The sequence below is a fragment of the Pedobacter sp. KBS0701 genome (genome assembly GCF_005938645.2).
Classification (GTDB): Bacteria; Bacteroidota; Bacteroidia; order Sphingobacteriales; family Sphingobacteriaceae; genus Pedobacter.
This window is the reverse complement of record NZ_CP042171.1, coordinates 2,012,575-2,038,122: the sequence shown is the minus strand read 5'-3', so window position 1 is coordinate 2,038,122 and position 25,548 is coordinate 2,012,575. Positions and strand designations below refer to the sequence as shown.

The window sequence follows — 25,548 nt, the reverse complement described above, 5'->3', positions numbered from 1 at the left end:
TCGTTTATTAATTTGGTTAAAACAAATATGCATCGCTAAATATCATCATTAATATAAGATTTTGGCCACATATTATACCATCTTATCTTATTGAACATCTAAAGCATCAACTGCCAGTCCTTTAGTTTCTGTTGCGGTTAGGCGTACTTTGTAACTTCCGGCATTAATCATGCTTCCGGTATTGGTGCTCAGGTAATTCCATTTCCCCTCTTTTGTAGGGGCAAATTCAGCCATTTCAGTTTTCATTAAGGTTCCGTCTGCCGATAAAAACTCCAATTTGGCTTTCAAGGGCTGAGCAGACGGGTTGTGGTATTTAATGGTTAGGGAATAGGTATCTGCAACGCCAACTGAAATATTCCAGGTGAGGCTAGCCTGGTTACCCGCATTAAAAATTACGCGCTGTTTGTCCATCAATACTGCTTTTGTAATGTCTTTACCAGCTAAAATGCCATCAGTCGCTTTGTAACTTGTGGTGGTTTTTAAATCATAAGCAGGTTGTAAATGGGTAATAGGTAATACAAAAACGGTTGCCACCCTACCATCAAAAATGATTCTTTCGTTCGGGATCAGTCTTTTGCGATAAAGATCAAACGTTTCATTATTACTGTTGCTCAAAGTGCTTTTGGTATTTTCAAATCCCTGCGGAACGCTGCTGGTTTTATTGAGTGCAACAAAGACATCAACACTATCAGTAGCGGTAAATTCGATACTTTCTTGTTCGCGTGAGGCTTTTAGCCATTCTGCGCCATATAAATTTGAAGGCAAATCGGTAAATGCTGATTTTTCTCCTTTAAATTGCTCATCTCCAATATCCAGCCAGCTGTTTAATTGGGCATTTTTGATCTTGGTTAAAAGCGAATTACTTGCTGGTGCAGGTTTAATATTTTGGTTTAAACTGGCTACGGCAATGCCCGAGATCACTGCCTGACCCACTTTCACTTCAGGGAAATTAATATCCAAAAAGCCACCTTTAATGGTTGTCTTGATAGTTTTCTTCAATAATGTACTGCTGCCAGCTTCTTTCCAGATATCCAAATCTTTAATAACCGTCTTTCCATTAAAGGCCACATCAAATAAACGCATGGCTTTGGCATCAAAACCACCACCAATTCCCAGCCAGGGCTCAATGAAATAAAGTTCAACCAGATATTCTCCATCAGGTAATGGGAAGTGGTATTTTAACTGATCCCTACCGTATCTGAAGGTTTGAAAAAGCTTCCAGTCTTTAGTGCCACCAATAGGTTGAAAAGTAAGGCGTTGACTGGCAAAAAAATCGGGTATCCCAGGGAAATTAGCCGTCCATGAGATAGAGCCAAAACGATCAGCCGAAGTTAAATTCCGGTCGGCCGACCATTGGTTGCCGTTCACATCGGCATAATTGCCTCCTCCACAATTGATGCGGTACACATAATGATAACCCTTCATGGGAGCAGTAAGTTTTCTCTCTGAAATTAATGTGTTAAAATTTGGACTTTGAGGTAAATTCTGCAAAACTACTTGATCTTTTACAACCGCTTTTCTATTTACATAACCTACCGCATAAAGTACATTGTATTTAATTTCAGGCTTATTCCATTGGAAATGCGTACCAATCTGGCCGCGCTTTTTCTTGCCTAAAGATTGTCCGTTTACATCGTTAAAAAGTTCTACTTCATCACAGTTAGAATACACCACAACACTATCATTTATGCCGGGTTTTGTCCAGCGGTTTGGCCAGGTATGCGAAACGATATATACCATAGGCTCCGTTTGTTTTGGTGCATAATTGGCCCTGAACATGTAAAAAACATCTGTTGGTTCTTCCCAAGGGGTAAACATGCCTTTGTAATTTACAGGACCAATCCGATCCAGATCTCTTAAACCCTCGCCACCCTGTACCCTTCCCGGATTATCATGTGAGCTATAAAGCCAGAAAAAATGACCAGCAGTTTTATCTTTTACCGATTCGGCCAGGCGCACTTTTGTTTCCATCAGGTCGGTCATTTTGTTTTCCGTGTACCCTTTTCCATTGGCATCAGTATCGTGAAGATCTATTGTTCTCCAGGCGCCATATTCGCCTACCAAAACCTGTCTTTTCAAATCTTCGCCATAGGTTAAAGGATTGCCGCCATAAGTACCCGTCCAGTTTTGTGGCACATCCCAATCGGTTCCTTTGCCGCCATTACAAGTGGTTACTTTTCTTTGTGAAGAAGCTGTTGGATCCAGTTTACGGATGAGTTCGGTACATTCTTTTGCGAAATCTTCGGGCAGGGTACTTTCGTTTTCCAATCCCCATAACACTACCGCAGGACTATTCCTTCTTTCCTTTACCCAGTCCGTTAAAAGCGTTTTAAAATTCTTCCTGAATTCGGGCGTATCGTACCAGATGTGAGCGGCCATTTGTGTCCAGCATAAAATTCCTTCCTTGTCCCAATAATCAGAATACAATAAATTGTGTGGCTGATGTGCATCGCGGAAGGCATTAAAACCTGCTGCTTTAACCTGCATCACCCTCGAACTGATCTGCTCGTTACTGAAAGCATGACTCTGCCCGATTAAATGCTCATATTCTGCTATTCCATTAATAAAAACTGGCTTTCCGTTTAATAAAAACTGTTTTTGATTGGCCTGATTGCCAATAGGATTACTATCGGATGGCCAGCTGATCCAGCGGATGCCATAAGGTGTTTTCAATTCATCAACAATTTTTCCATTCTCGATGATGGTAGTTTGTAAAGTATAGAGATATGGATTTTCCAAAGACCAAAGTTTTGGATTAATGATTTTGTCGGTTTGCTGATCAATCTGGATTTCTTTACCTGGCGAAACAATCAGTGTTTTTTTAATTTCTTTAACCTGCTTTCCGCTTGAATCAAGCAACCGGTTAATTACAGATACATTTTTAGGTTTTAAACTATAGTTTTTAATGCTTGTACTCAGGTTTAATGCTGCTGCTTTTTCTGAAATTTTATTGTCGTTCCAGATGTGAATGCCAAATGGTTCAACACGGATATCATTGGTCACCATTAAATGCACCGGACGGAAAATCCCCATGGGCTGCGAACCTTCTGAAAAACCGCGTTCTGTTGAGCAACCGCCATCAACCCAGGGTAAATCCTGGATATTTGCGGGATGATCAGCCCGAACAGCTAAAATATTGTCGTGGTTATTCAATTTTATGGCAACAGTAACATCCAAAGTAAAAGTTGTTCGCCCGCCTGCATGGTAGCCAACCTTTTTACCGTTTAACCAGATCGTGGCATAAGAACCAACGCCCTCAAAGTATAAAAAGAACCTTTTGCCGGATTTAATTTCATTGGTTTTGAATGTTTTTCGATACCAGGCATAACCATGTTTATTGCCATGAAGTTTGCGTTGGTAGCCTTCGTATTGGTCCCAGTTATGTGGAACATTAACATTTTTCCAGTTTAAGGTGTTGTAGCCGGCCGACTGAAAACCATCAAAAGCATTTTTGTTTTTATCATCGGCAATGGTGAGCCAATTGGCGTTTAAGGCGATATCTTTTCTGGTTGAACTTTGTGCATGAACGAAATTGATTCCCATTAAGAAAATAGCGCAAAAAGATAGTAAAAGTGTCCACGCAAAATTTGACTCGGTTATTGGTTCGTGGAGACACGAACCATGGCGCGTGAAATGTTTCAATTTTCGTCTGTGGAAACAAAGACTAAGGCGTTTGGAATTCTTGAAGGCCATATTCTTTCTAGCCGAGGTACGTGCACCCACAGACCTCATCACGTTCAAAACACTTTTTAAAAGGGCTATAGCCGAGGTGCGTGTACTCACGGACCTCATTACGTTCAAAATACTTTTTAAAATGCCTTTAAACTCTCTTGTCATTTCAAATCTCCATTCAATTTATAAGTTTGACCAATTTTAGTTTCAAAACTTATATTGTTGTTTTTATAACGGACTTTACAATCTCCTCCTGTTTTAGATTTTATAGTAATTGAGGTCAATAAGCCGTTTTTCCATGTCAAATCCAGTTCAAATCCACCACGTGCCTTTAAACCTTTAATCTCACCATTTGGAATAGCTGCTGGCAAAGCAGGTAAAATATCCAGATAACCCTGATGGCTTTGCACAATCATTTCGGCAATTCCGGCTGCACCGCCAAAGTTTCCATCAATCTGGAAAGGTGGATGCGCATCAAAAAGATTAACGTAAGACCCTGCCCCATTATTAGCCGGTTTCATTAACATTTTTACCAGCTTCATGGCATGATCACCATCTTTAAACCTGGCCCAGAAATTAATCTTCCAGGCTAAACTCCAGCCAGTAGCATCATCACCGCGGTACAATAAAGACTGTTTTGCGGCATGCATCATTTTTTCATTGTTATCCCAGGTAATGTCATTTCCGGGATAAACACCCCATAAATGAGAAACGTGACGGTGTTTATTGGTCGTATCATCCTTATCTTCCAGCCACTCTTGTAGCTGTCCATATTTACCGATCTGATTTGGCGCGATTTGTTTTACCTTCTCTTTTAAGGATTTCCTAAAATCTTCATCCACATTCAATACCTCAGCAGCAGTTATACAATTTCTGAATAACGATCTGATAATCTGGTGATCCATTGTTGGCCCAGCTACTAAACCACCATTTTCTGGTGAATTAGATGGTGTACTGATCAACCAGCCTGTTTTTGGGTCTTTCACTAAAAAGTCTTCATAGAACAAAGCAGCTTGTTTCATCAAAGGATAAGCCTCGGTTTCGAGGAATTTACGGTCTTTACTAAATTGGTAATGTTCCCACAAATGCTGACTTAGCCACCCTCCACCACTTACCCAGATACCATGATTAGAGGCATTAATTGGGGCTGTACCATTCCACAAATCAGTATTGTGGTGTAAAACCCAGCCACGCGCATTATAATATGCTTTTGCCGTTTCGGCACCAGTTTTGGATAATCCTTTAATTTTACTAAAAAGTGGTTCGTTTAAGGCTGATAAATTAAGGATTTCAGTCGGCCAGTAATTCATTTCAAGGTTAATATTGGTGGTGTACTTGCTTCCCCAGGGTGGTGTGAGCAGGTCGTTCCAAATGCCTTGAAGATTAGCAGGCTGTGTTCCTGGCCTTGAACTCGAAATCAATAAATACCGTCCATATTGCATGTATAAAGCTGCAAATGCAGGGTCATTAGCGCTTGCGAATTTTTCCAGCCTTTCATCTGTCGGTAGTTTTTCATTCTCCGATGTGCCAAAATCAACGCTAAAGTTGTTATAATAAGTTTGGTATTCCTTAATGTGGTTCTGCTTAATTTCGGTGTACGCTTTACCTTTTAAATTATGGAGTGTTTTAATATTGGCCGTTGCAGGGTTCCCTGAAACATCCTGTGCATTGATAAAATTGGTTCCGCCAGTTAAATAAAGTGTTACTTCATCGGCCTGATTGATACTGATTTTGCCATTAATCACCTTCACCGATCCATTTTTAATTAAAGCTGTTAACCGGCTTTCTCCCTTAATCGCACCATCTTTTACCTGAATAGATAAGGCAATTACATTATTTCCTAAAGCTTTTACCGATGATTTTCGGTGAGCGCTGGAAAGTTCTGCATCGAAACTAATGGATGCCTTTTTATCGGCCGTTAAATGGATTATAATGGCCTGGTTTGGCTGACTCGCAAAATACTCACGCTGATAATTTACGCCATTTAAAGTATAGGTGGTTTTTGCAATGGCGGTACTGATATCCAAAGATCTTTTGTAATTGGTAACAATAGATTTGGTCTGTTTGAAATACAGGTTCAGATCTCCAAAAGGCTGATAACTACCCTGATATTGAGGAACGGCAGGTGGATCTTCATCCTGAATTTTATACTTCCATTCTTTAACCAGGGAAATGCCTTGCTCTACGCTGCTTCCAACAGGATAAATGCCGATTTTTTTGGAAGTATCCTTATAGCCTGCCAACCCGCCTTTATCAAAATAGTTGAGCACCTGTATAGCGATCACATTTCTGCCTTTTTTAATCAACTTTGCAGGTATTGTATATTTTCTAGGTTCCGTATTATCGGTATTGCCAACTAGCTGGCCATTGATATAAGTAAAATCCTGGTCGCGGATGCGGTTAAGATCTAAGATCAGATCTTTTCCAATCCAATTTTCCGGAACATCAAAAGTTGTTCTTAACCAAACTGCACCATCTAAATTTGCCAAACCAACGGCTTCCCAGCCCTCGTAAGAAGGTACTTTTATCGTTTTCCAAAGTTTATCATCAAAATTAGCCATTGCGGGGTTTCCCTGAATACCTTTTCCGGCTTTCATTTCATTTACCCAAATTTTTCGGTCGCCTGAAGTACTTTGAAGCCCCATAAATTGCTCCTGTGCCAACGCTTCAGCTTCTTTTTGTTTGCCCTCGAAAAGCAATTTTCTAATTTCAGGAAGATATTGATACGCACCTTTTCGGTTATAATCTCTTGGTTGGCCTGTCCAAATGGTTTCTTCGTTAAACTGGATATGATCTACAGCTGTTCCGGCGAAAATCATTGCACCCAATCTGCCGTTTCCGATGGGTAAAGCATCCGTCCATTTTTCGGCAGCTTTGGTGTACCATAAAGTATGGTTGTTTTGTTGTGCAAAACTGCTACCGCTATGCGCAGTTAATATCAAAAACAAAATGCCTGATAAAAGTTTAAACTTCATGTTACTGTCCTTTATCGCCCGAAATAATTTCGACCGTTGCTGTTACTTCTTTTTCCTTTTTAACGGCCTCCTTAACCCTTCTGAAATTATTATTTCCAAGGTATATGTTTTTAGTTTCCGCACCACTTAACTTCAAATAGGTAGCCGTTTCTTTTACAGGGAAAGCATTGTACAAAAACAGATCAGATACATTTTTAAGATCGATTACTGCTGAATTTGCTTGCGGTTTGTTGCTTTTCAAGCCATCTATAATCAAGTTATTCACCTTAGCTGCCTTTAAAGATGATCCCAATTCTGTATTTACGGTTACATGATGAAACTCAATATGACTGGAATTTTGAATAGAAAAACCGGTTTTAGCTTCCATATTGATGTCGTTGAAAGTAATATTATCGATAGGCATCTCTTCCAAACCATTTAAATAACCTGCCTGGTTAACCTGACCGGTAATATTGCTGAAATGGATATTTCTAAAGACCGGCGTTCGCTCTGAAACAGGTTCTACATCTGTTTTTGCATACTGCATATCCAATACAATGGCCTGATCTTTAATATTTTTCATGATGATGTTGCTCACCCTGATCTCTTCAACCACTCCGCCCCTGCCACGGGCAGTTTTAATGCGGATCCCCCTATCTGTTCCGTCGAAGACGCAGTTCGAGATGGCTATTTTACGTACATCGCCCGACATTTCGCTGCCAATAACCACTCCACCATGACCTGATAACATCGTACAATTTGTAATGACGTAGTTTTCTGCCGGAATGGCCATTTTTCTTCCGGGTGCATCTTTGCCTGATTTAATGGTGATGCAATCGTCACCCACACTGATGTGGCAATCAGAAATGTGCACATTTTTACAAGATTCAGGATTGATACCGTCTGTATTAGGCGAATGGGGATTGTTAATGGTAACCGCGTGGACTTTAACATTTTCACAAAACTCAGGATTGATTGTCCAAAAAGGTGAATTGCGGATGGTGATACCATCAATCAATACATTTTTGCAGAACATCGGTTGTATAAACGGCGGACGGAGAAAACCTCTTTTCATCTGTTTTGGATCGTCAGGTAAAACGATATCCTTATTTAAACCATCAAAAGTGGTCTGCCACTTCGATCGCGGTTGTCCTTCTTTATAACCTTCTACAAAATCCCACCACTTTTTACCATGTCCATCGATAATTCCGCGACCAATAATCGAAATATTTTCTACCTTATAGGCATAAAACAACGGTGAAAAACTGGTTACATCTACGCCCTCATAGCGGCTTTTCACCATAGGCAGATAATCATCAAAATTATCACTGAAGTGCAATTCTGCACCGGCATCAATCAATATGGCGATGTTGCTTTTTAAGTGAATTGCCCCGGTTAAATATTTTCCTGCAGGAAAATAAACGGTGCCTCCACCCGCTTTTGATGCGGCTTCTATTGCATTTTTGATGGCGGTTGTGGCCAATTTACTGCTGTCGTTTTTTGCACCATATTTGATTACGTTATAGTAAGATTGGGCGTTGGCGGTTAAGCACGTAATTAACGCAATTATAAAAAGTAAGGTTTTGAAAATGTATTTTATTCGTTTCATTATTCCTTTGATTTCTTTAGTAGTCACGTCATGCTGAACTTGTTTCAGCATCCTTTTTGCTGTTTAGACCCTGAAATAAATTCAGGGTGACGACCGTGTATATTTATGCCCATTTTCCTACATCCACATCGTCCTCGTTTGTAACGAGGATGAATGAATCAGTGATTTTATCGCTTTTCTATAAGCCCTGGTTTGTGTCTCCACGGACCAATAAAAAATTTTGGCCTGTGCAGACACAGACCGGGGACAATTGATTTAATCCATCTTAACCTTTAAAGGCTTCAAATCTTTGCCATTATAAATTTCTTTGCCATCAACAAATACCAATAATCCTTTGCCCCTGTTATATTTTGTACCGGTTTTGTCCCATAAAATCGTCACTATTTTACCATGGTAGGAAACATTATCCAGCATAAACCAGTCCCATTGATTTTTAGGAATTAAGGGGAAGATCTCCAAAACATTATCCTGACGCGGTTTTAAGCCTATTAAATCATTGATAATTAAATCGTTAAAGGTAGAGTGATTGTAAAAACTACTTCGTGGATTGTCACCTTTTAACCATTCTCCGGTTTTTTCATCCTGATACTCCCCAATGTATGGTTTTCCATTTTTGACATGAGATGCCGCATACTGATGCAGTTCCTGATAAAAGATATTTGCATTCATTTTACCATGTTTTTTATAATTCGTTAACAGATTTGCCAATCCTTTTAACGTTTGTGAGCTGGCAAAAGGCCAAAGTGCTCCATCCCATTCGCAGCTGTGCCCTGTTCCTCTTGTTCTGAAGGTTGGATTTCTCCTTTCGGCTGTGGTTAAGCCCCATGGCGCTTTAAATCCGGCCGTATCCAATAACTGGTCCCATGCTTTTGCATAATTGGCATTATCATCGGGTAAATTGAAATCCCAGGGTGTAAAACCGATGGCTTCCCGTACCTCAGCTGAGCCGCCTTTGGCTTTTCTCGTTTCAAAAAACGACGCAGAAGTATTCCATAAACTATCCTGGACCAGTTTTTTTATTGCAGTTGCTTTGTTTTTATACTTACCTGCAAGTAATTTATCGCCTAAAAGTTCCGCAATTTTATCCAATGCCACTGCATTTCCATACATGTAACTGTTTATGGTTGGTCTCTGGTTCTGGTCTTTGCGTGATCCACTGATCGATTCTTCCATGCCATCTTTCACATCATTTTGCCAAAACAATCCGTTTTTAAGCTGTCTTTCCGATTCCCATTTACCATAATCTTTATCTAATGCCGGTAAAATTTCTTTCAGAAATCCCTGATCCGGTTTCACCAGATAGTTTTGATACACGGCATCATCCACCCAGCTGCTAAATTGATGGAAACGTTGTTTCGTTTGCCCCACATCGGCATGGTAAAGCCAGAATTTGATATAATCTTTCAGGTAACTGTTGTCTTTCAGCCATCTGCCTTCGTAAATGTGGTGACCCAATGCACAACTTATTGAGTTATATTTGCCTGCGTGTTTAACCGGTTCGATAAACTCAGTAAATATGAAACCTTCAGGCGTTTTAACTAAATGTTTGCGGTAAGTCCACCAGCGGTAGTAATAATTTTGTTCCAATACCGAATCCGGGCATTCGAATAAAGGAGCCTGATCGGCAAGCCATTTAAAAGCCTCGCTATTAGGAATATAATTCTTTACCGCTTCCGTATCTGTTGAATTAAAATAATCCACATATTTCTTCAATTTTTCAGTTCCCAGTATAGGTTTTTGTTGCGCAAAGCCAGTAATTGTCAATATCGACAATGTTGCTGTGGCTATAAATTTTCTTGTATTTATCATTATTCGAATAACCAGTCTATATCTTTTCCCCTGCCATCTAAACCTGCGTTAAAAATGCGTAGTTCCTGTTTATCATCAATAAAACCTAAAACCAAACAGGCACCTTTTCCTAAATTTAAAGTATGTGTTCCTGCCGGAAAAGCATACGCGTGTACATTTACCGGTGGAAAACCATAAGGCACTAAAGCGTTTGATATTTTAATTTCGGATTGACCGTAATTATTGGCACTTGCATCGGTTTCCAATTGTGGCGGAGCCAGGTATTGCGGATCTTTCTGGTTAAAAAAGCCAACCAACAGCTTTACAGGAGAATTGGTGCTAAACTTAATTTCTGTCCCGTTTTTAATCTGTTGTGCCTTGCTCAGTTTAATGCCTTTCAAACCGAGTAGCTGTGCTGCCACTTCTTTAATTTTAACTGTTGTATCCGTAAAAAGCGAAGCATCTTTGGCGATGATATAGCTTTCAGCTTCGTTTAGCACCTTAACATCTGCCTTTTTATAGGCTTTGATTGCAGTAAATGCTCCTTGTTTAATTGATTTTAATGAATCTATACTGCCTTTAAAATGATTCAATTCTTTGGTAAATACGGGCAACATTTCTCTCCAATGGATAAAAGTTTTGTCTACACCACGCATCGGTATTTTACGCTGTTTGGTTTGCATACTATTGGCATACAAATAAGTATGATCGGTTAGTTTAACCAGTTCTGCATAATGATTTACACTTTTTTGTAGGAAAGGCAATGCCTGTTCTAAATCGCTTACCTCGTTGGAGTATTTATACCGCAATATCCAAAGCGCCGCTTTAACTTTGTCCGCATAAAAATTGGCCATGGCATCGTAACAATAGATATCGTTTTTAAGCCTTTTAAATTCTGCCGTATCCTTTTTTACGTTTAACGCAGCTTCATTTATTGATTGGATGGCTTTTTTGCCGTGTTCTATCACTTCTTTTGCCACCTGAACAGGCGTTTCGCCAACATGTCCCTGCTTCTTCCATTCCTTTTCTGCATAATCGATAATCATTTCACCCTCAGGCGCTTCCGATTCATATAGTAAAGTAAAAAGTCCGTAACGGTATGGATTGATCAATTGTGTCATTAACATGCCCAAAGTCAGCGTTTGCCGGTTACCATCCGTAATGCCGTACCTGCGCAAAAGTTTAGGTGATATCTCACCAGATTCTTCATAAGCATTCAAAATGGCTTTACCACCTGTTAAATTGGTGCCGTATTTATCACTGAGTTCTTTGCCCCAATAATCGATTTCCTGTTTGCGGTCTCGCTGCGAATTCCAAGAGTACCTGGCCCATTCTTTATACCAGATCCAGTCGCGATCTACCTCTAATAATCTTCCTGTTACTTCATCAGCAGCATAAGGCCAGTCCCAATAACTTGCCTGTGGGTATAAGTGCAATCCTTTGGCCCCATAAATTTTATTCATCGCCTGCACTGATTTTTGGATAAAATCAGCCGAACCATACCTAAATGGCTCTAAATTAGCCAAAATATGCACATTAGAAATGTTAACCGTTCCAATGGCTGCTAATTTCCGGTTTAAGTCGGCCCATGCCCCACGTGGTGTATAAGTAGTTAAGGCCTCTCCGTTAAACTTATTTTCAGTATATAAATTATGATAAAGTGGCAAGGCTGCTTTCATTACACTCGGCGCATCGGTATCGTGTGCCCGCAGTACAATTGGAGGCTCTTCCTTAATCCCAGCCGCTTTTAATCCGTCTTTTACCCCTGGGATAATGGTTTTGGTAAACCAGTCTATATCATCCTGACCAACGCCTTCCATCGCTTCTCCCAAAGCCACCATTAAACCCACATTTGGATATTTCTCTACAAAGGAAGCAATTGATTTTCGGGTATAATCAGCTATTAAAGGAATAATCGGTCGGTTCCGATCTTGAGTTTTTAATCCGTGTTTATCCGCAAAAGGTTTTGGGATAATAATATTGTAAAACATCTGGATGACCCAGATTCCCCTTTTATCAGCCTCTGTGGTTAAAAACTGAAAAATTTCCTCATTCTTTTTTAACGTAGCTTCATCTACCTCCACTGCGTACGGATAATCTTTTAACCTCAATAAAGAAGAAAAGGGATGGCCATTCCATAAATAAAGCGAGTTATAACGGTTCTCGACCATCATATCGAGATATTTGATCCATAATGCTTTGTCGTATAACCAGGGAAAAGTTTCCGGGGTGTAAGGATATTCATAAACATCATGGCCTGGCAAATAATCAGGTTTCTGCAAGCCGATACAAGTGCCACGTAATACCATTTCTGGCTGGTCGGACATTGTTAGCTGCAATGGTAATTTACCCTTACTTTTAATCTGATCTGCTAGTTCAATACAGCCATACAAAGCACCCGATGCATCGTTACCGATTATATAAATTATACCGTTTTTTGAGGTATAAATATGGAAACCCTCTTTTTTTGTGATGGAGATCTTATTTTTAATTTCCGCAGGAAGATGATTAGCGAAAAGTTTATCCGAAAATACACCAATAGCAATCAAATTAACTATGCTACCAATTTTGTCTTTCTGTTCGATTTTGATCGAATAATTTAATGTAGTTAAGGCTTTTGAAATTCTTTCTGCGCCAAAACGTATGCGGACATGTTGCTCAGTAGATATTATAATCGTTTTTTGTGCACGGTAAGTTGCATGAGATAATGGGATTGATAAAAAATAGCAGGAAATAAAAATCAGAAAATTTCTCATTCAATTTGGGGTTTACAACTCTCCTTTTACAGAAAGATGAAATGTGATATTTGGTTAAAATATTATTTAAATATAAAAATAATATTCAAATATAAGTAAATTAGCTTTCCGCGTTTGTAAAATTTATGCAAGGTAAGGCGGTTAGGAGACGACAAGCGGAGTATGACAATATCTGTTAATATTTAGACAAGAAGATAAAATTTTTAACCAACAATATTTATTTTATTTGTATTCTATATTCTAATCAATTATAATTTATAACCATACATGTTTTCACTAAAAAACAAAAGAGCCGTGGTTACAGGCGGGGGAAGCGGCATTGGAAAGGCCATTGCAACCATTTTAGCTAAACAGGGAGCCGAAGTTCACATCATCGAACTGGGCACTGAACAGGCACAGGACACGATTAATGAAATTAAGGAAAACGGTGGCACAGCATTTAGTTATGGCTGCGATGTTTCTGATCATAAAGCGGTTCACGAGGTTTTTAACCAGATCGGGCACATCAACATCCTGATCAATAATGCAGGTATCGCACATATTGGAAAGGCTGATACTACTGACGAAGCAGACTTTGACCGGGTAATGCGCGTAAATGTTAAAGGTGTTTATAACTGTTTGCACGCAGCCATTCCGCAAATCCGTTTGGCAGGTGGCGGTGTGATTATCAATATGGCATCAATTGCGGCTTTGATCGGCCTGCCCGACCGTTTCGTGTACAGTGCGGCTAAAGGTGCAGTAAAAGCCATTACCATGAGTGTGGCCAAAGATTATATTGGCGAAAACATCAGGTGCAATTCCATCTCTCCGGCAAGGGTACACACACCTTTTGTAGATGGCTTTTTACAGAAAAACTATCCGGATAATATCCCTGAAATGTTCGAAAAGCTTTCTAAAACACAACCTATCGGCAGAATGGCTAAACCGGAAGAAGTAGGCGCACTGGCTTTATATTTGTGCAGTGATGAAGCTTCATTTATCACCGGCTGTGATTACCCGATTGACGGTGGATTTACGACCTTAAATAATTAATAACACATTTTAAATATATAATAATGAAATTAATACGATTTGGCGAAGCGGGAGCTGAAAAACCAGGAGTGATTATAAACGATAATTATTTCGATGTTTCTGCATTGGTGAAAGATTATAACGAAGAATTTTTTGGTGGCGATGGTTTAGAGAAACTTAAAAAAGACATCGAATCGGCTGATTTACCCCAGGTTGATAAAAGTGTGCGCCTTGGTCCTGCTTTGGCACGTCCTTCTAAAATTATCTGCGTGGGTTTAAATTATAAAGACCATGCTGCAGAAACCAATGCACCGATTCCTTCGGAACCGATTTTATTCTTCAAGGCCACTTCCGCTATTGTTGGTCCAAATGACGACCTGATTATCCCAAAAAACAGCAAAAAAACCGATTGGGAAGTAGAATTAGCCATTGTTGTGGGTAAAAAAGCGAGTTATGTTTCTGAAGAAAATGCTTTGGATCACATTGCAGGTTATGTGTTGCACAACGATTACAGCGAACGTGAGTTTCAGATCGAAAGAAACGGCCAGTGGGTAAAAGGAAAAAGCTGTGATACTTTTGCGCCGATCGGCCCATTTATCGCTACGCAGGATGAAATTGCCGATGTACACAATCTTCGCCTGTGGTTAACCGTTAACGGCAAAACCTTACAGGATGGAAATACATCTAACCTGATTTTTAATGTGCCTTTTATGATTTCGTACATCAGTCAGTTTATGACACTTTTACCTGGAGATGTAATTACCACAGGAACACCTGCAGGTGTAGGTTTAGGCCAGAAACCGGAGCCCTGGTATTTAAAAGCTGGTGATGTGGTTGAACTGGGAATTGATGGCCTGGGCACAAGCAAACAAACGGTTAAAGCTTACAGCGGAAATTAACATGAAAAGATACTGCCTGACACTCGATCTTGTAAATGATGAAAAACTGATAGAAGAATATAAGCAGTACCATCAATCGGTTTGGCCGGAGATTAAAGAAAGTATAAGTTCTTCAGGCATCGAAAACCTGGAAATATATCTCCTAGGTAACCGCTTATTTATGATTATGGAGGTTAACGAAAGCTTCTCTTTTGATGAAAAAGCAAAAGCTGATTTGGCCAATCCAAAAGTACAGGAATGGGAAACTTTAATGTGGAAATTCCAGCAGGCACTGCCAGGTGCAAAACCAGGCGAAAAATGGATCTTAATGGATCAGATATTTAAACTCTAAACGCTTTTATATGATTGATACGCACGTGCATTTTTGGAATTTTGATCCGGTTAGGGATAGCTGGATCAATGAAGAGATGATGGCGATCCGAAAGGATTTTTCTCCGAAGAACCTTTTGAGGGTTTATAACGATCTTCAGATTACCGGTTGTATTGCGGTGCAGGCGAATCAATCAGAAGAAGAAAATCATTTTCTGCTGAGACTCGCTGAGCAGAACGAGGTTATAAAAGGTATTGTGGGCTGGGTAGACCTGCTTCATCCCAATCTGGATGAACGTTTAAGCTATTGGAGCAATTTCAAAACCATTAAAGGCTGGCGACATGTATTACAGGCAGAAAATTCGGAATTTATTTTGAATGAAAGATTTATTGCAGGCGTTAAGCTGTTAAAAAAGTACAACTATACTTACGATTTATTGTGCTACCACAATCAGTTGGAGGCTATTATACAAATGGTTGATCAGGTACCCGATCAGCCATTTGTATTGGATCATTGTGGAAAACCGGATGTTAAAAGCCAGGATTTGGCCGCCTGGGCCGCAAACATTAAAATATTGGCTGCTAATCCAAATGTGAATTGCAAGGTATCTGGCTTATTGGCTGAAGCCGACTGGCAAAACTGGACGGAGAAAGAGCTTTTTAACTGTTTTGATGTGGTGTTCGAACATTTTGGCCCTGAAAGAATCATGTATGGTAGCGACTGGCCGGTAATGTTGATCAGCAGGCCTTACCAGGACTGGTTTAATTTGGTTGCTAAGTACACTGAGCGATTTTCTGCAGAAGAACATAAACTAATCTTTAGCGATAATGCTAAGGTTTTTTATGGAGTTTAGTTTTATGAAACGGCCGTCATCTCGACTGGAACGCAGTGGAATGGAGAGATCTATTGTGCATGAAAGACCCTAAATAAATTCAGGGTGATGATGTGCTGGAATGATCATCTCGACCCGACCATAACAAAATGGAGAAATCTTTAAATCTGTCATCTCAGTTTAAACAGATTTCCCGACTTCGCTCGAAATGACGGATTAAGCTTTATAGCTAACGCTCGTTTAAAACGATCAATACAAAATAGCAGATAGTGCAGGATGGAAAATATAATACAAAACATTAGTTTTCAATTTTAAAACACAATCTGACCAATACAATATTTAAATATGAGTAAAAAGATTACATTCCCTTACAATCCCCAATTCCCTTCTGTAGCGGACTTAAGAAAAAAGGCAAAATCTAGGATTCCTAAATTTGCCTTTGACTACCTGGAGGGGGGCTGTAATGAGGGACTTAATTTATCGCGAAACGAGAGCGATTTCGACAATATTTACCTTAAACCGAATTACTTACGTGTTGGTGGAGATATCGACATGTCGGTTGAATTATTTGGCCGTAAATACAGCGCTCCATTTGGGATATCTCCGATTGGTTTGCAAGGTTTGATGTGGCCTAATGCACCCGAAATTTTAGCAAAGGCTGCTGCTAAAGCCGATATTCCTTATACATTAAGTACCGTATCAACCAGTAGCATCGAACGCATTGCCGAAGTGTCTGAAGGAAAAGCCTGGTTTCAGCTTTATCATCCTACTGAAAATAAACTGAGGGATGATATTTTATCAAGACTAAAAGCGGTTGAGTGCCCGGTGTTGGTGGTGCTGGTAGATGTTCCTGCATTTGGATTAAGGTATAAGGAAATTAAGAGTGGCTTATCTATTCCACCAAAAATGTCAATCAACAATATCTTGCAGGCTTTTGCCCGTCCGTTATGGGGAATTAAAACCCTGCAACATGGCATTCCATCATTTGCTACCTTAAAGCCTTACATGGAAAAAGGAATGGACATGTCGCAACTGGGACAATTCATGAACAAAACATTTACCGGTAAGGTTGATATTGAAAAAGTTTCCGCCATCCGCGAAATCTGGAAAGGCCCGTTGGTATTAAAAGGCATCGCTACCGATGAAGATATGCAGGCAGCCATACAAATTGGTGTTGATGGGGTGATTGTTTCCAATCACGGTGGACGACAAATTGATGCGGGGGAATCATCGATCAATTCTTTAATTAAACTCGCCGGAAATGAAGTTTATAAATCAAAACTCAAAATCATGCTGGATGGAGGAATCCGTTCGGGTGTTGATTTGGCAAGGGCGCATGCGGTTGGATCTGAATTCAACTTTATGGGCCGGCCTTTTATGTATGGAGTTGGTGCTTTAGGTAATGAAGGCGGAGAACATACCATCAATATGTTTAAAACCCATTTATACCAGATTATGCAGCAACTTACGATAGAAAAAATTTCGCAATTCCCTGAAAGGTTATTGGAAGTATAAGGTTATTGGCAGTATAAAAAGGCTGTATCAACCCCTGATTTTCTAGAATTTGTCACCTTGAGCTCAGCCTGTACTGAGCCCGGCGAAGTATCGAAACGCCTCACACAGCATAACGGCAGGCTTCTACAGGCTACTATTAATAAACTCAATAGGGAAAAATCGTCATTGCTTCGTCGGCTGAAGAAGCCTTTTCGCAATGACGATTCCTCATAGCCTACAGTTCGTTAAAAATTCTCCTGTCAGCTACATTGATTTTTATAAATAAATCCCCTCTACCATTGACAGAATTCAATAGCGACGTCGTCATCCGATAGCCATCGGTTCCCGCGCATGCGGGAATCTTAATGCAACCTACCAAGGCATTACGATTCCCAATCGAGTTGGGAATGACGATTCCACGCAATATATTAATTCATTAAAATCGCCTGTCACTCCTATTGATTGATGAAATAAATCAACCCTCAGATAACAATTCAATATTGATGATACAGCCTAACCTTATTTCGAAAACTTGTAGGTTGTACTCGTTTTATAGGTTTCACCCGGTTTAAGTACGGTTGAAGCAAAATTCGGGTGGTTTGGTGCATCAGGGAAGTGTTGCGTTTCTAAACAGAAAGCCGAACGGTGTGGGTAAGATTTACCGCCTTTACCATCCTTATCAGCCCCGGTTAAGAAATTACCACTGTAAAACTGTAAGCCAGGCTCGGTAGTGATAACCGATAAAATAATACCGGTTTTAGTACTTTTTACCACTGCCACCGGTGTTTTACCATCGTGGTGGGTTAAGGCAAAGTTATGGTCGTAACCTTTACCAAATTTTAACTGCTCGTCGTTATCGCCAATTTGTTTACCAATTAGTTTTGCTTTGTTAAAATCGAAAGCAGTACCTGCAACAGGTTGTAATTTTCCGGTTGGAATCAGGGTCGAATCAACTGGTGTGTAAGTATTGGCATCAATCATCAGTTCGTGATCCAAAATGGTACTGTCGCCTTCGCCGTTCAAGTTAAAATAAGCGTGGTTGGTCAGGTTTACAATAGTCGTTTTGTCAGTAGTAGCCGCATAATCAATTTGCAGCGAATTATCGTCGGTTAAAGTATAAGTTACTTTCACATCCAATTTACCAGGGTAACCGGCTTCGCCATCATTAGAAACGTAACTCAATTCAAGCTTTGTACTATCCGGTTGTTTGGCATCCCATACTTTGCCGTAAAAGCCATCGGTACCGCCATGCAGGGTATTTACACCATCGTTAAGCTGTAACTGGTATTCTTTTCCGTCTAAAGTAAACTTACCTTTGCCAATGCGGTTTCCGTAGCGGCCAATCAATGCGCCAAAAAACGGTTCACCTTTTTTACGGTAGGCACCCACGCTATCGTAGCCGAGTACCACATCGGTTAGTTTGTTGTTTTTATCGGGCACCAACAACGAAACTACCCTGCCGCCAAAATTGCTAATCGATACCGAAGCACCTTGTTTGTTTTTCAACGTGTAAAGTTTAACCGCTTTACCATCAATGGTTGCGCTGTATTTTAACGAATCTTGCTGTGTACTGCCTGTTGCACCTTTATCGGTTTTAGGATTACATGCACTAAAAGCAAGGGCTACACACAAGGTAGCCAATGGCAATGCCTTAAGAAATGGTTTTTTCATCAGTTATTATTGTTTTAAGTTGATGAAGCAATCGTGAATTTTACCTGGCAAAACTCCTGATGCTTGCATATAGATTTATTTTTGGTTACAGCTAAAGTAGTAAAAATAATTAACGTCAGGTTAACGATTATAATATTATTTCTGTTAATATTGATCATCATTCACTACATCAAAAAAAAATCACATAATTTAGCAAGAATATGCACGATTTTAATTTCAAGCCCAAAGCTCTTCTTTTTGATTTAAACGGAACCATGATTAACGATATGGAATACCATACATTAGCCTGGTACAGCATCATGACCGAAGATTTAGGTGCCAAACTTGATTACGCAAATGTAAAAAAAGAAATGTATGGTAAAAACCACGAAGTACTGGAGCGTGTTTTTGGTAAGGATAAGTTTAGTCCTGCAGAAATAGAACGCCTTTCAGTAGATAAAGAAAAACGCTACCAGGAGGGTTATCTACCACATTTAGCATTAATAGCTGGTTTGGATAATTTTCTGGAACGGGCTAAGGCGGCACAAATCCCGATGGCCATTGGTTCGGCAGCTATTCCTTTTAACATCGATTTTGTGGTAGATGGTTTAAACATCCGCCATTACCTGGATGCCATTGTAAGTGCCGATGACGTAAAAATGAGCAAACCCGATCCGGAAACCTTTTTAAAGGCAGCAGCTGCCCTGGGTGTTGCACCGGCCGATTGCCTGGTTTTCGAGGATGCACCTAAAGGTGTAGAATCGGCTTTAAACGCAGGTATGCAGTGCCTGGTGTTAACGACTACACATAGCCGGGAAGAATTTAACGGTTATCCAAATATTTTGGACTATATTAACGATTACAACGATACTAAATTAAATCTGCTTTTTTAAAACATGAGAAAATATTTAAATCAAAAACCTGTATTGGTTGCCGTAGACTGTATTATTTTTGGTTACGACGGCGAACAACTGAAACTTTTGGTTATTAAAAGGGCCATTGAGCCAATAAAAGATCAATGGAGCTTAATGGGCGGTTTTATTGGCGAAAACGAAAACCTGGATGGCGCTGCGAAGCGAATCCTTTTAGAGCTTACCGGCCTGCATGATGTATATCTGGAGCAGCTGCATGCTTATGGCAGCCCCGATCGTGATCCTATTGAGCGTACGGTATCGGTGGTATATTTTGCGCTGATCGACATCAATAAATACAGCAAACAGATTAATGATCAGTTCCATGCCGAATGGTTTACGCTTAAAGAAGTACCTGAACTGATTTTCGACCATAACATTATGGTAAAAGCAGCGATGGATAAAATCCGTTACCAGGCCGCCCTCCACCCTGTTTTGTTTGAGTTATTACCTAAACGCTTTACCATACCGCAATTGCAGGCTTTATATGAACAGGTGTACGATGCACCGATTGATAACCGTAACTTTATCCGTAAAATTACGGCTAGTGGTTTACTCATTAAACAAAACGAGAAAGATAAATCGAGCTCGAGGCGTGGTGCTTTCTACTTTAAGCTCGATAAAAACAAACACAAAGCACAGTTTCAGTCGTTTTTAAACTTTATACCCAAGGCCACTAAATAAAAAATTCTGGTAATTATACACCTGTTTAGTTTGTATTAGCTTTTATTTTAAAAAGGTGAAAATTATTTTTGGCGCTTAGCCATTTTAAAATCAGCAGGTTACAAACTGATAACCTAATTTTAACGATGAAGGCCGAAAACATTTTATAAAAACATTTGCAAAGAAGGGATTTATCTCTATATTTGCACCTCCTTAAACAAAAGGAAATGATTCCGTAGCTCAGCTGGTAGAGCATTACACTTTTAATGTAGTGGTCCTGGGTTCGAATCCCAGCGGGATCACAGAAGATAGTATCAAAACTACGTAAAAGCTTGCAAATCAAAGGATTGCAAGCTTTTATCGTTTACCGGAAACACCAAAATATGCAATAAATCGCATAAAAAAAGTGAGTGATTCGGTGAGTAGTTTTACAGAGTGGTATACTCACTGAAAATGATGTAAGTTGTTGACTTACAGAAATTTCAACCATTGAACGACTTGATACGATTAGACTGCAAGGCTAACTTTGTTAACTTTAAATCAGTCGATTATGAAAACTAATTTCAGTCTGCTCTTCTACCTGAAGAAACCAAAAAATTATGTTAAAGGTGCTATTCCTGTTTATCTAAGGATTACCGTTGACGGAAAACCTGTGGAAATGTCCGCCAGCAGAAAATGTGAACCGGAATTGTGGAACACCAAAGCGGGTCACATGATCGGCACTAAGGAAGATGCCAAAACTTTAAATTCCTATCTCGACAAAATGAAAGCGGACGTTATTGCTGCCCATACTGCCTTATGCGTAGAAGACGCAGAGATATCCGCTGAGGGCGTTAAATGCAAGTATCTGGGCAAGGCAGAAAAAGCACACACCATTATGGAGGCCATTAAAATCCATAATACAAACATGGCCGCACTTGTAGAAAAGGAAGATTATGCGGAAGGCACTTTGAGACGGTTTAGAGTGCTTGAAAAGCACGTTAAAGAATATCTTTCATTCAAATATCAAACAGGTGACCTCAACATCCGAAATATAGACCATGAGTTTATTGATGGTTTCGATTTTTACCTGCACACCTCAAAGGATAATGATACCAATACCGCCAGTAAGCATCTTAAGAATCTGGGGAAAATAGTCCGCATATGTCTCAGAAACAAATGGATCATCGTTGATCCCTTCTTTGGTTATAAGCTGAAATCAAAGCTTGTACAAAGTGAGTACCTTACTGCGGATGAACTGCAAAACATTGCAGGCAAAAAATACAGTACCGCAAGACTAACGCAAGTTCGGGATTTCTTTCTGTTTAGCTGTTATACAGGGCTGTCCTATGCCGATGTGCAAAAACTCAAACAAACTGACATACGTATTGGTATTGACGGGGAAAAGTGGCTGTTTAGCTACCGCAAAAAAACTGGTACGCCTGTAGCCGTCCCGCTTATTCCAATAGCCGCCGATATTCTGGAAAGGTATAAAGATCACCCTCTCTGTGTCAATCAGAACAGGGCGCTACCGGTTTCCAGCAATCAAAAAATGAACGAATATTTGGTGGAGATTGCCGCCCTGTCGGGCATCGTCAAAACATTGGGCAACCGTATTGCTAAGCGCACTTTTGCCACTACAGTTACCCTGCTGAATGGTGTGCCTATTGAAAGCGTATCAAAAATGATGGGACATACCAATATACGCACCACCCAACTTTATGCAAAAATGCTGGATGAAAAGGTAAGCAGTGACATGGCACCTTTGAGACAGATATTTGCCTCAATTTAACCCTTTCCGGTCGGCAGCTCATGTGCCGACCGGTTTTAAATACACGATAATAGAATGGAAACAAAGATCAAAATTTCTGATGAACTGGTTATGAACCAGATTTACATGATAAGAGGGCATAAAGTGATGCTGGATTCGGATCTGGCTGAACTATACGGAGTGGAAACCAAACAGCTAAAGCGGCAGGTAAAAAGAAATGCAGAACGTTTTCCCGAAGATTTCATGTTTGAGTTGAATACGGAGGAACAGAAAATCTTAAGGAGCCAATTTGGCACCTTAAGACATGGGGCCCACTCGAAATATAACATCATGGCCTTTACCGAACAAGGCGTAGCGATGCTTTCCAGCGTGCTAAACAGTACAAGGGCTATTGAGGTAAACATCCAGATCATCCGCATTTTTACCAGAATGCGCCATGTGCTATCCGACAATACAGAGATCAGGCTGGAAATTGAAAAGATTAAAGGAAAACTGGATAACCAGGACAAAAACATGGAGATCGTTTTCCGCTACCTAGACGAACTGCTGGAGAAACAGGAACGGCCAGCACCGAAAAGGACACGAATTGGGTTCAAACCCGACGAACTGTAGTTTTCTGTTACTGGCTTCTCCGTATATGCCAAAAGCGGGAACAGCGACAGCCAAGAGCGGAGGCCGTTCCGCAGGCCGCAAATGCGGGACGGCCAGATTGCAGGCATTATTCAACTAAATCCTATTTATGGTTTTTGATTCATAATATCGCTATTTATTTAATTCAATTTTTTGGGTAAATACATAACATAGGTTCAGCAGTTCGACCAATTGATTATAAAAAAATAACATATCCGTTAGTTCCTCGCCTTCAGGGGATTCAGCAGCGAAATGGATCCATCCTTCGTACAGCTCCCAAAGCTTAGTACGGGATTCGTGAATCGGATGGTTCACGAAAAAATAAGATATTGTTGGCACAGGATTATCAAAATCCTCATCTGAGATATCAACAGGTTGATAATTTAAAGCCTTTAAAATTTCTTCCATAACATTCTATTTATTGATGAAACGATATACCATTCTTAATTGATCTACAAAATCTTTAAAATCACCGTCATAGTGTTTCTTTAGTACTAAGAGCTGAAATTGGCTTTGCTGAAAATAACTGATCAGTTGGCTGTCACTAACAGAGTTCAACAGCACATATTTTCTCGGGCTGTAGCTCAGCATAGCAAAAAAAGCGGTATTGAAGTAATATTGTAGCGGATGTATTCTTCCTTGAAGCATTAATCGAAGTTCCAGTTTATAATAATCACCCATGTCTTTCCATAGAAAACAGATTTCTGGTGTTTCGTTATTAAAGGCGCATGGCGTCATATACGATCTTCTTGGCTTGCCTTTTACATTACGCATTCCATATGTATAGCTGTAGTGTGTGTACAACCGTCCTGAAAGTAAAGGAAGCGCCTTTTGCCATAGCTCAAAAAGCTGATTGAAATTATATTGGTTCTGTTTCCGTTTTTCAGCAAGCTTATTGGTATCATCTTTATATGCTGGGCTTGCTACTAAGGCGATCTTCCTCATGTCAAAGCAAATCTCAACGAGTTTTTGCTGCTCATCCGTAAGATCAATTTCCGGTAGCTGCATTTCATTAAGCACATATGTTGTAAAGCTTCTTAAATCGGTTTTGGCCTTGTTCAAAATCCCTGTATAAGGAATCAAAAAAGGATAATGGTTAGTTCGATACCATTCATTATTAGAATCGGCAAGGCAAAAACCTAATATCACATGGGTTTCTTCAGGCGGTTGTTCCTGAATGCAGGGAACTGCTTTTCTTAACGGAACAGGGTTTTGTGATATTACAGGAAGTTTTTTTTTCGGTTTATAGAATCCTTTGTATCGTACTTTTGGAGATACATGTAAATTATCTTTCGACTTGTTAATCATCAGGTACCTAGATTCCCCTGTTTTCTGATCAAAGAAATCCGGCCAATAATAGTCTTCGAAATCATATTCAGTGTCATAGTACATCAGTTGGGTAAGAGAAAAATAAGCGTATCGGCTCAAATAGTTTTCATGGGTATCAACGCTGCAACTTATTAATAATTCGGAGGCGGTAACCTTAATGTAAACAAGTTCTTCGGGTTCTTTGTCCACAATTACACCTATTACAAGTAGTTCATTGCTGAAAGATATTTTTCTGATTTTAATGGGGAAATAGCCCCTTTTGGGTTTTCTGATCTCGGAATATTGGTTCAGTGTATTTTCTGTAAGTATCCTTGTATTTGGCGTAAAGGGCAAATGAAAGAAGTTCATTGATGGAATAGTTTTATCCGGCATGATCCACCTCACTTTCTTTTTTTAATTGTGTGTATGATTCCGCCACTTGTGCAAGGGATTTTATCTTGTCACCGCACATAATTTCAGTAAGCTTTAAAAAGGTTGAAGCACGGGTAAAAATTTGCTCTGCATCGGCTTGTTCAACCTTAAAGTCATCCTTATAACGTGCAGCGGAATAACTTTTTACCATGATATCAAAGAGCCGTTTGTCCTCTTCACTGCCCGATAAGAATAGCCTTGATGGTGCCGGAGAAAAACTATCGCACATCCGAAGCTGTCTATATAGGTTGTGTATATCAGAGCGGTAAGCCAAGTGAACCCTGATCAAAACAATACAGCATTGTTCTACTACCTGGTGCGCCATAAATGCACTTAAATTGTGATGTTGGTTCGTCAGGCATTCTTTTGCGCTTTTTAAAAAACCTGTTGCCAGTGGAAAGCGGTGGTTGTAATGTTTTTGGGCTTTTACTGCTCCCTGTGTAGGTATCAAACTTGTAGCTTGGAAAGGTTGTACCATACCATCCCGACTATAAAGAATCTGGCCCTCGTTATAAATGGTAATGAAAAACCTGTTATTGGCCTTTATTGCCTCTGCAATAGTTTCTTTCCCATGAGCTAATATAGTAATCTTGCCGAAAGGATAATGATTATTGGCAAAGTCTTGTACCTCGTGTTCAATTCTGGTAACGCTTTCGGTCACCATCAATAAAAAATAATGATAATTTTCTACGCTGTGGTTCTCTATGAAGCACCCGTTATTGACTTTAAAATCGATATATTTTCCAAAGCTATAGATTTGCTCGGGCTTGAATTTTTGAACCAGCTCTTTGATAAAGCCGGAAAAGTTTTCTTTCTGGAACTGGCCAGATTGCGAGAATTGTGTTTCCATAATCGTGACATTTTTGATTTATTAGATCA

At 39.8% G+C, this 25,548-nt stretch carries 18 protein-coding genes and 1 tRNA gene; 10 read left to right on the top strand and 9 right to left on the bottom strand.

Annotated elements, in window-relative coordinates; translation table 11 throughout:
• Nucleotides 1-87: 87 nt before the first annotated feature.
• The 5 genes from FFJ24_RS08100 to FFJ24_RS08080 all read right to left on the bottom strand — a co-directional run bounded on the left by FFJ24_RS08100 (nucleotide 88) and on the right by FFJ24_RS08080 (nucleotide 12,779).
• Nucleotides 88-3,543 (bottom strand): malectin domain-containing carbohydrate-binding protein, encoded by a 3,456-nt coding sequence (locus tag FFJ24_RS08100; protein WP_138820981.1) that lies wholly within the window; start codon nucleotides 3,541-3,543, stop codon nucleotides 88-90.
• A gap of 290 nt (nucleotides 3,544-3,833) precedes the next feature.
• Entirely contained in the window at nucleotides 3,834-6,647 is a 2,814-nt protein-coding gene (locus tag FFJ24_RS08095) for a glycoside hydrolase N-terminal domain-containing protein (protein WP_138820980.1), read from the bottom strand.
• Nucleotide 6,648: 1 nt separating this feature from the next.
• Nucleotides 6,649-8,286, bottom strand: coding sequence for a glycoside hydrolase family 28 protein (locus FFJ24_RS08090; RefSeq protein ID WP_246862766.1), 1,638 nt, complete (start codon nucleotides 8,284-8,286; stop codon nucleotides 6,649-6,651).
• A gap of 204 nt (nucleotides 8,287-8,490) precedes the next feature.
• Nucleotides 8,491-10,044 (bottom strand): glycosyl hydrolase family 65 protein, encoded by a 1,554-nt coding sequence (locus FFJ24_RS08085; protein ID WP_138820978.1) that lies wholly within the window; start codon nucleotides 10,042-10,044, stop codon nucleotides 8,491-8,493.
• Nucleotides 10,044-12,779 (bottom strand): hypothetical protein, encoded by a 2,736-nt coding sequence (locus FFJ24_RS08080; RefSeq protein WP_138820977.1) that lies wholly within the window; start codon nucleotides 12,777-12,779, stop codon nucleotides 10,044-10,046. The genes FFJ24_RS08085 and FFJ24_RS08080 overlap by 1 nt, the downstream gene beginning before the upstream one ends.
• Nucleotides 12,780-13,046: 267 nt before the next feature.
• On the opposite strand from FFJ24_RS08080, the gene FFJ24_RS08075 reads away from it, so the two are divergent.
• From FFJ24_RS08075 to FFJ24_RS08055, 5 genes are all read left to right on the top strand, one after another.
• The gene (locus FFJ24_RS08075) at nucleotides 13,047-13,811 is read left to right on the top strand and encodes an SDR family NAD(P)-dependent oxidoreductase (protein ID WP_138820976.1); all 765 of its coding nucleotides are present in this window, start codon (nucleotides 13,047-13,049) and stop codon (nucleotides 13,809-13,811) included.
• 23 nt (nucleotides 13,812-13,834) lie between these two features.
• A complete protein-coding gene (locus FFJ24_RS08070) occupies nucleotides 13,835-14,689 on the top strand; it encodes a fumarylacetoacetate hydrolase family protein (RefSeq protein ID WP_138820975.1) in 855 nt (284 codons plus the stop codon).
• A 1-nt stretch (nucleotide 14,690) separates the two neighbouring features.
• On the top strand, nucleotides 14,691-15,020 hold the full coding sequence (locus FFJ24_RS08065; RefSeq protein ID WP_138820974.1) for an L-rhamnose mutarotase: 330 nt from the start codon (nucleotides 14,691-14,693) through the stop codon (nucleotides 15,018-15,020).
• 10 nt (nucleotides 15,021-15,030) lie between these two features.
• Nucleotides 15,031-15,852, top strand: coding sequence for an amidohydrolase (locus FFJ24_RS08060; RefSeq protein WP_138820973.1), 822 nt, complete (start codon nucleotides 15,031-15,033; stop codon nucleotides 15,850-15,852).
• A gap of 324 nt (nucleotides 15,853-16,176) precedes the next feature.
• The gene (locus tag FFJ24_RS08055; protein ID WP_138820972.1) at nucleotides 16,177-17,346 is read left to right on the top strand and encodes an alpha-hydroxy acid oxidase; all 1,170 of its coding nucleotides are present in this window, start codon (nucleotides 16,177-16,179) and stop codon (nucleotides 17,344-17,346) included.
• Nucleotides 17,347-17,844: 498 nt separating this feature from the next.
• Here the strand turns inward: FFJ24_RS08055 and FFJ24_RS08050 are convergent, their stop codons facing one another.
• Nucleotides 17,845-18,996, bottom strand: coding sequence for an aldose epimerase family protein (locus FFJ24_RS08050; RefSeq protein WP_138820971.1), 1,152 nt, complete (start codon nucleotides 18,994-18,996; stop codon nucleotides 17,845-17,847).
• A 200-nt stretch (nucleotides 18,997-19,196) separates the two neighbouring features.
• Here FFJ24_RS08050 and FFJ24_RS08045 point away from each other — a divergent pair, with 200 nt between their 5' ends.
• From FFJ24_RS08045 to FFJ24_RS08025, 5 genes are all read left to right on the top strand, one after another.
• The gene (locus tag FFJ24_RS08045) at nucleotides 19,197-19,868 is read left to right on the top strand and encodes an HAD family phosphatase (protein WP_138820970.1); all 672 of its coding nucleotides are present in this window, start codon (nucleotides 19,197-19,199) and stop codon (nucleotides 19,866-19,868) included.
• Nucleotides 19,869-19,871: 3 nt separating this feature from the next.
• Nucleotides 19,872-20,570: an NUDIX domain-containing protein gene (locus FFJ24_RS08040; RefSeq protein WP_138820969.1), complete on the top strand. Its 699-nt coding sequence runs from the start codon at nucleotides 19,872-19,874 to the stop codon at nucleotides 20,568-20,570.
• Nucleotides 20,571-20,778: 208 nt separating this feature from the next.
• Nucleotides 20,779-20,851: transfer RNA gene (locus FFJ24_RS08035), tRNA-Lys, on the top strand.
• 248 nt (nucleotides 20,852-21,099) lie between these two features.
• Entirely contained in the window at nucleotides 21,100-22,320 is a 1,221-nt protein-coding gene (locus FFJ24_RS08030) for a site-specific integrase (RefSeq protein ID WP_138820968.1), read from the top strand.
• Between the two features lie 54 nt (nucleotides 22,321-22,374).
• Nucleotides 22,375-22,911: an ORF6N domain-containing protein gene (locus FFJ24_RS08025; RefSeq protein WP_138820967.1), complete on the top strand. Its 537-nt coding sequence runs from the start codon at nucleotides 22,375-22,377 to the stop codon at nucleotides 22,909-22,911.
• Nucleotides 22,912-23,061: 150 nt separating this feature from the next.
• Here FFJ24_RS08025 and FFJ24_RS08020 read toward each other — a convergent pair whose 3' ends face one another.
• From FFJ24_RS08020 to FFJ24_RS08010, 3 genes are all read right to left on the bottom strand, one after another.
• Nucleotides 23,062-23,337 (bottom strand): hypothetical protein, encoded by a 276-nt coding sequence (locus FFJ24_RS08020; RefSeq protein WP_138820966.1) that lies wholly within the window; start codon nucleotides 23,335-23,337, stop codon nucleotides 23,062-23,064.
• Nucleotides 23,338-23,343: 6 nt separating this feature from the next.
• Nucleotides 23,344-24,447: a hypothetical protein gene (locus tag FFJ24_RS08015; protein ID WP_138820965.1), complete on the bottom strand. Its 1,104-nt coding sequence runs from the start codon at nucleotides 24,445-24,447 to the stop codon at nucleotides 23,344-23,346.
• Between the two features lie 172 nt (nucleotides 24,448-24,619).
• On the bottom strand, nucleotides 24,620-25,519 hold the full coding sequence (locus FFJ24_RS08010; protein WP_138820964.1) for a HEPN domain-containing protein: 900 nt from the start codon (nucleotides 25,517-25,519) through the stop codon (nucleotides 24,620-24,622).
• Nucleotides 25,520-25,548 lie beyond the last annotated feature (29 nt).

Coding starts and splice junctions, on each gene's coding strand:
- FFJ24_RS08100 (WP_138820981.1), bottom strand. CDS start 3,543: ATGGGAATCAATTTCGTTCATGCACAAAGTTCAACCAGAAAAGATATC.
- FFJ24_RS08095 (WP_138820980.1), bottom strand. CDS start 6,647: ATGAAGTTTAAACTTTTATCAGGCATTTTGTTTTTGATATTAACTGCG.
- FFJ24_RS08090 (WP_246862766.1), bottom strand. CDS start 8,286: ATGCTGAAACAAGTTCAGCATGACGTGACTACTAAAGAAATCAAAGGA.
- FFJ24_RS08085 (WP_138820978.1), bottom strand. CDS start 10,044: ATGATAAATACAAGAAAATTTATAGCCACAGCAACATTGTCGATATTG.
- FFJ24_RS08080 (WP_138820977.1), bottom strand. CDS start 12,779: ATGAGAAATTTTCTGATTTTTATTTCCTGCTATTTTTTATCAATCCCA.
- FFJ24_RS08075 (WP_138820976.1), top strand. CDS start 13,047: ATGTTTTCACTAAAAAACAAAAGAGCCGTGGTTACAGGCGGGGGAAGC.
- FFJ24_RS08070 (WP_138820975.1), top strand. CDS start 13,835: ATGAAATTAATACGATTTGGCGAAGCGGGAGCTGAAAAACCAGGAGTG.
- FFJ24_RS08065 (WP_138820974.1), top strand. CDS start 14,691: ATGAAAAGATACTGCCTGACACTCGATCTTGTAAATGATGAAAAACTG.
- FFJ24_RS08060 (WP_138820973.1), top strand. CDS start 15,031: ATGATTGATACGCACGTGCATTTTTGGAATTTTGATCCGGTTAGGGAT.
- FFJ24_RS08055 (WP_138820972.1), top strand. CDS start 16,177: ATGAGTAAAAAGATTACATTCCCTTACAATCCCCAATTCCCTTCTGTA.
- FFJ24_RS08050 (WP_138820971.1), bottom strand. CDS start 18,996: ATGAAAAAACCATTTCTTAAGGCATTGCCATTGGCTACCTTGTGTGTA.
- FFJ24_RS08045 (WP_138820970.1), top strand. CDS start 19,197: ATGCACGATTTTAATTTCAAGCCCAAAGCTCTTCTTTTTGATTTAAAC.
- FFJ24_RS08040 (WP_138820969.1), top strand. CDS start 19,872: ATGAGAAAATATTTAAATCAAAAACCTGTATTGGTTGCCGTAGACTGT.
- FFJ24_RS08030 (WP_138820968.1), top strand. CDS start 21,100: ATGAAAACTAATTTCAGTCTGCTCTTCTACCTGAAGAAACCAAAAAAT.
- FFJ24_RS08025 (WP_138820967.1), top strand. CDS start 22,375: ATGGAAACAAAGATCAAAATTTCTGATGAACTGGTTATGAACCAGATT.
- FFJ24_RS08020 (WP_138820966.1), bottom strand. CDS start 23,337: ATGGAAGAAATTTTAAAGGCTTTAAATTATCAACCTGTTGATATCTCA.
- FFJ24_RS08010 (WP_138820964.1), bottom strand. CDS start 25,519: ATGGAAACACAATTCTCGCAATCTGGCCAGTTCCAGAAAGAAAACTTT.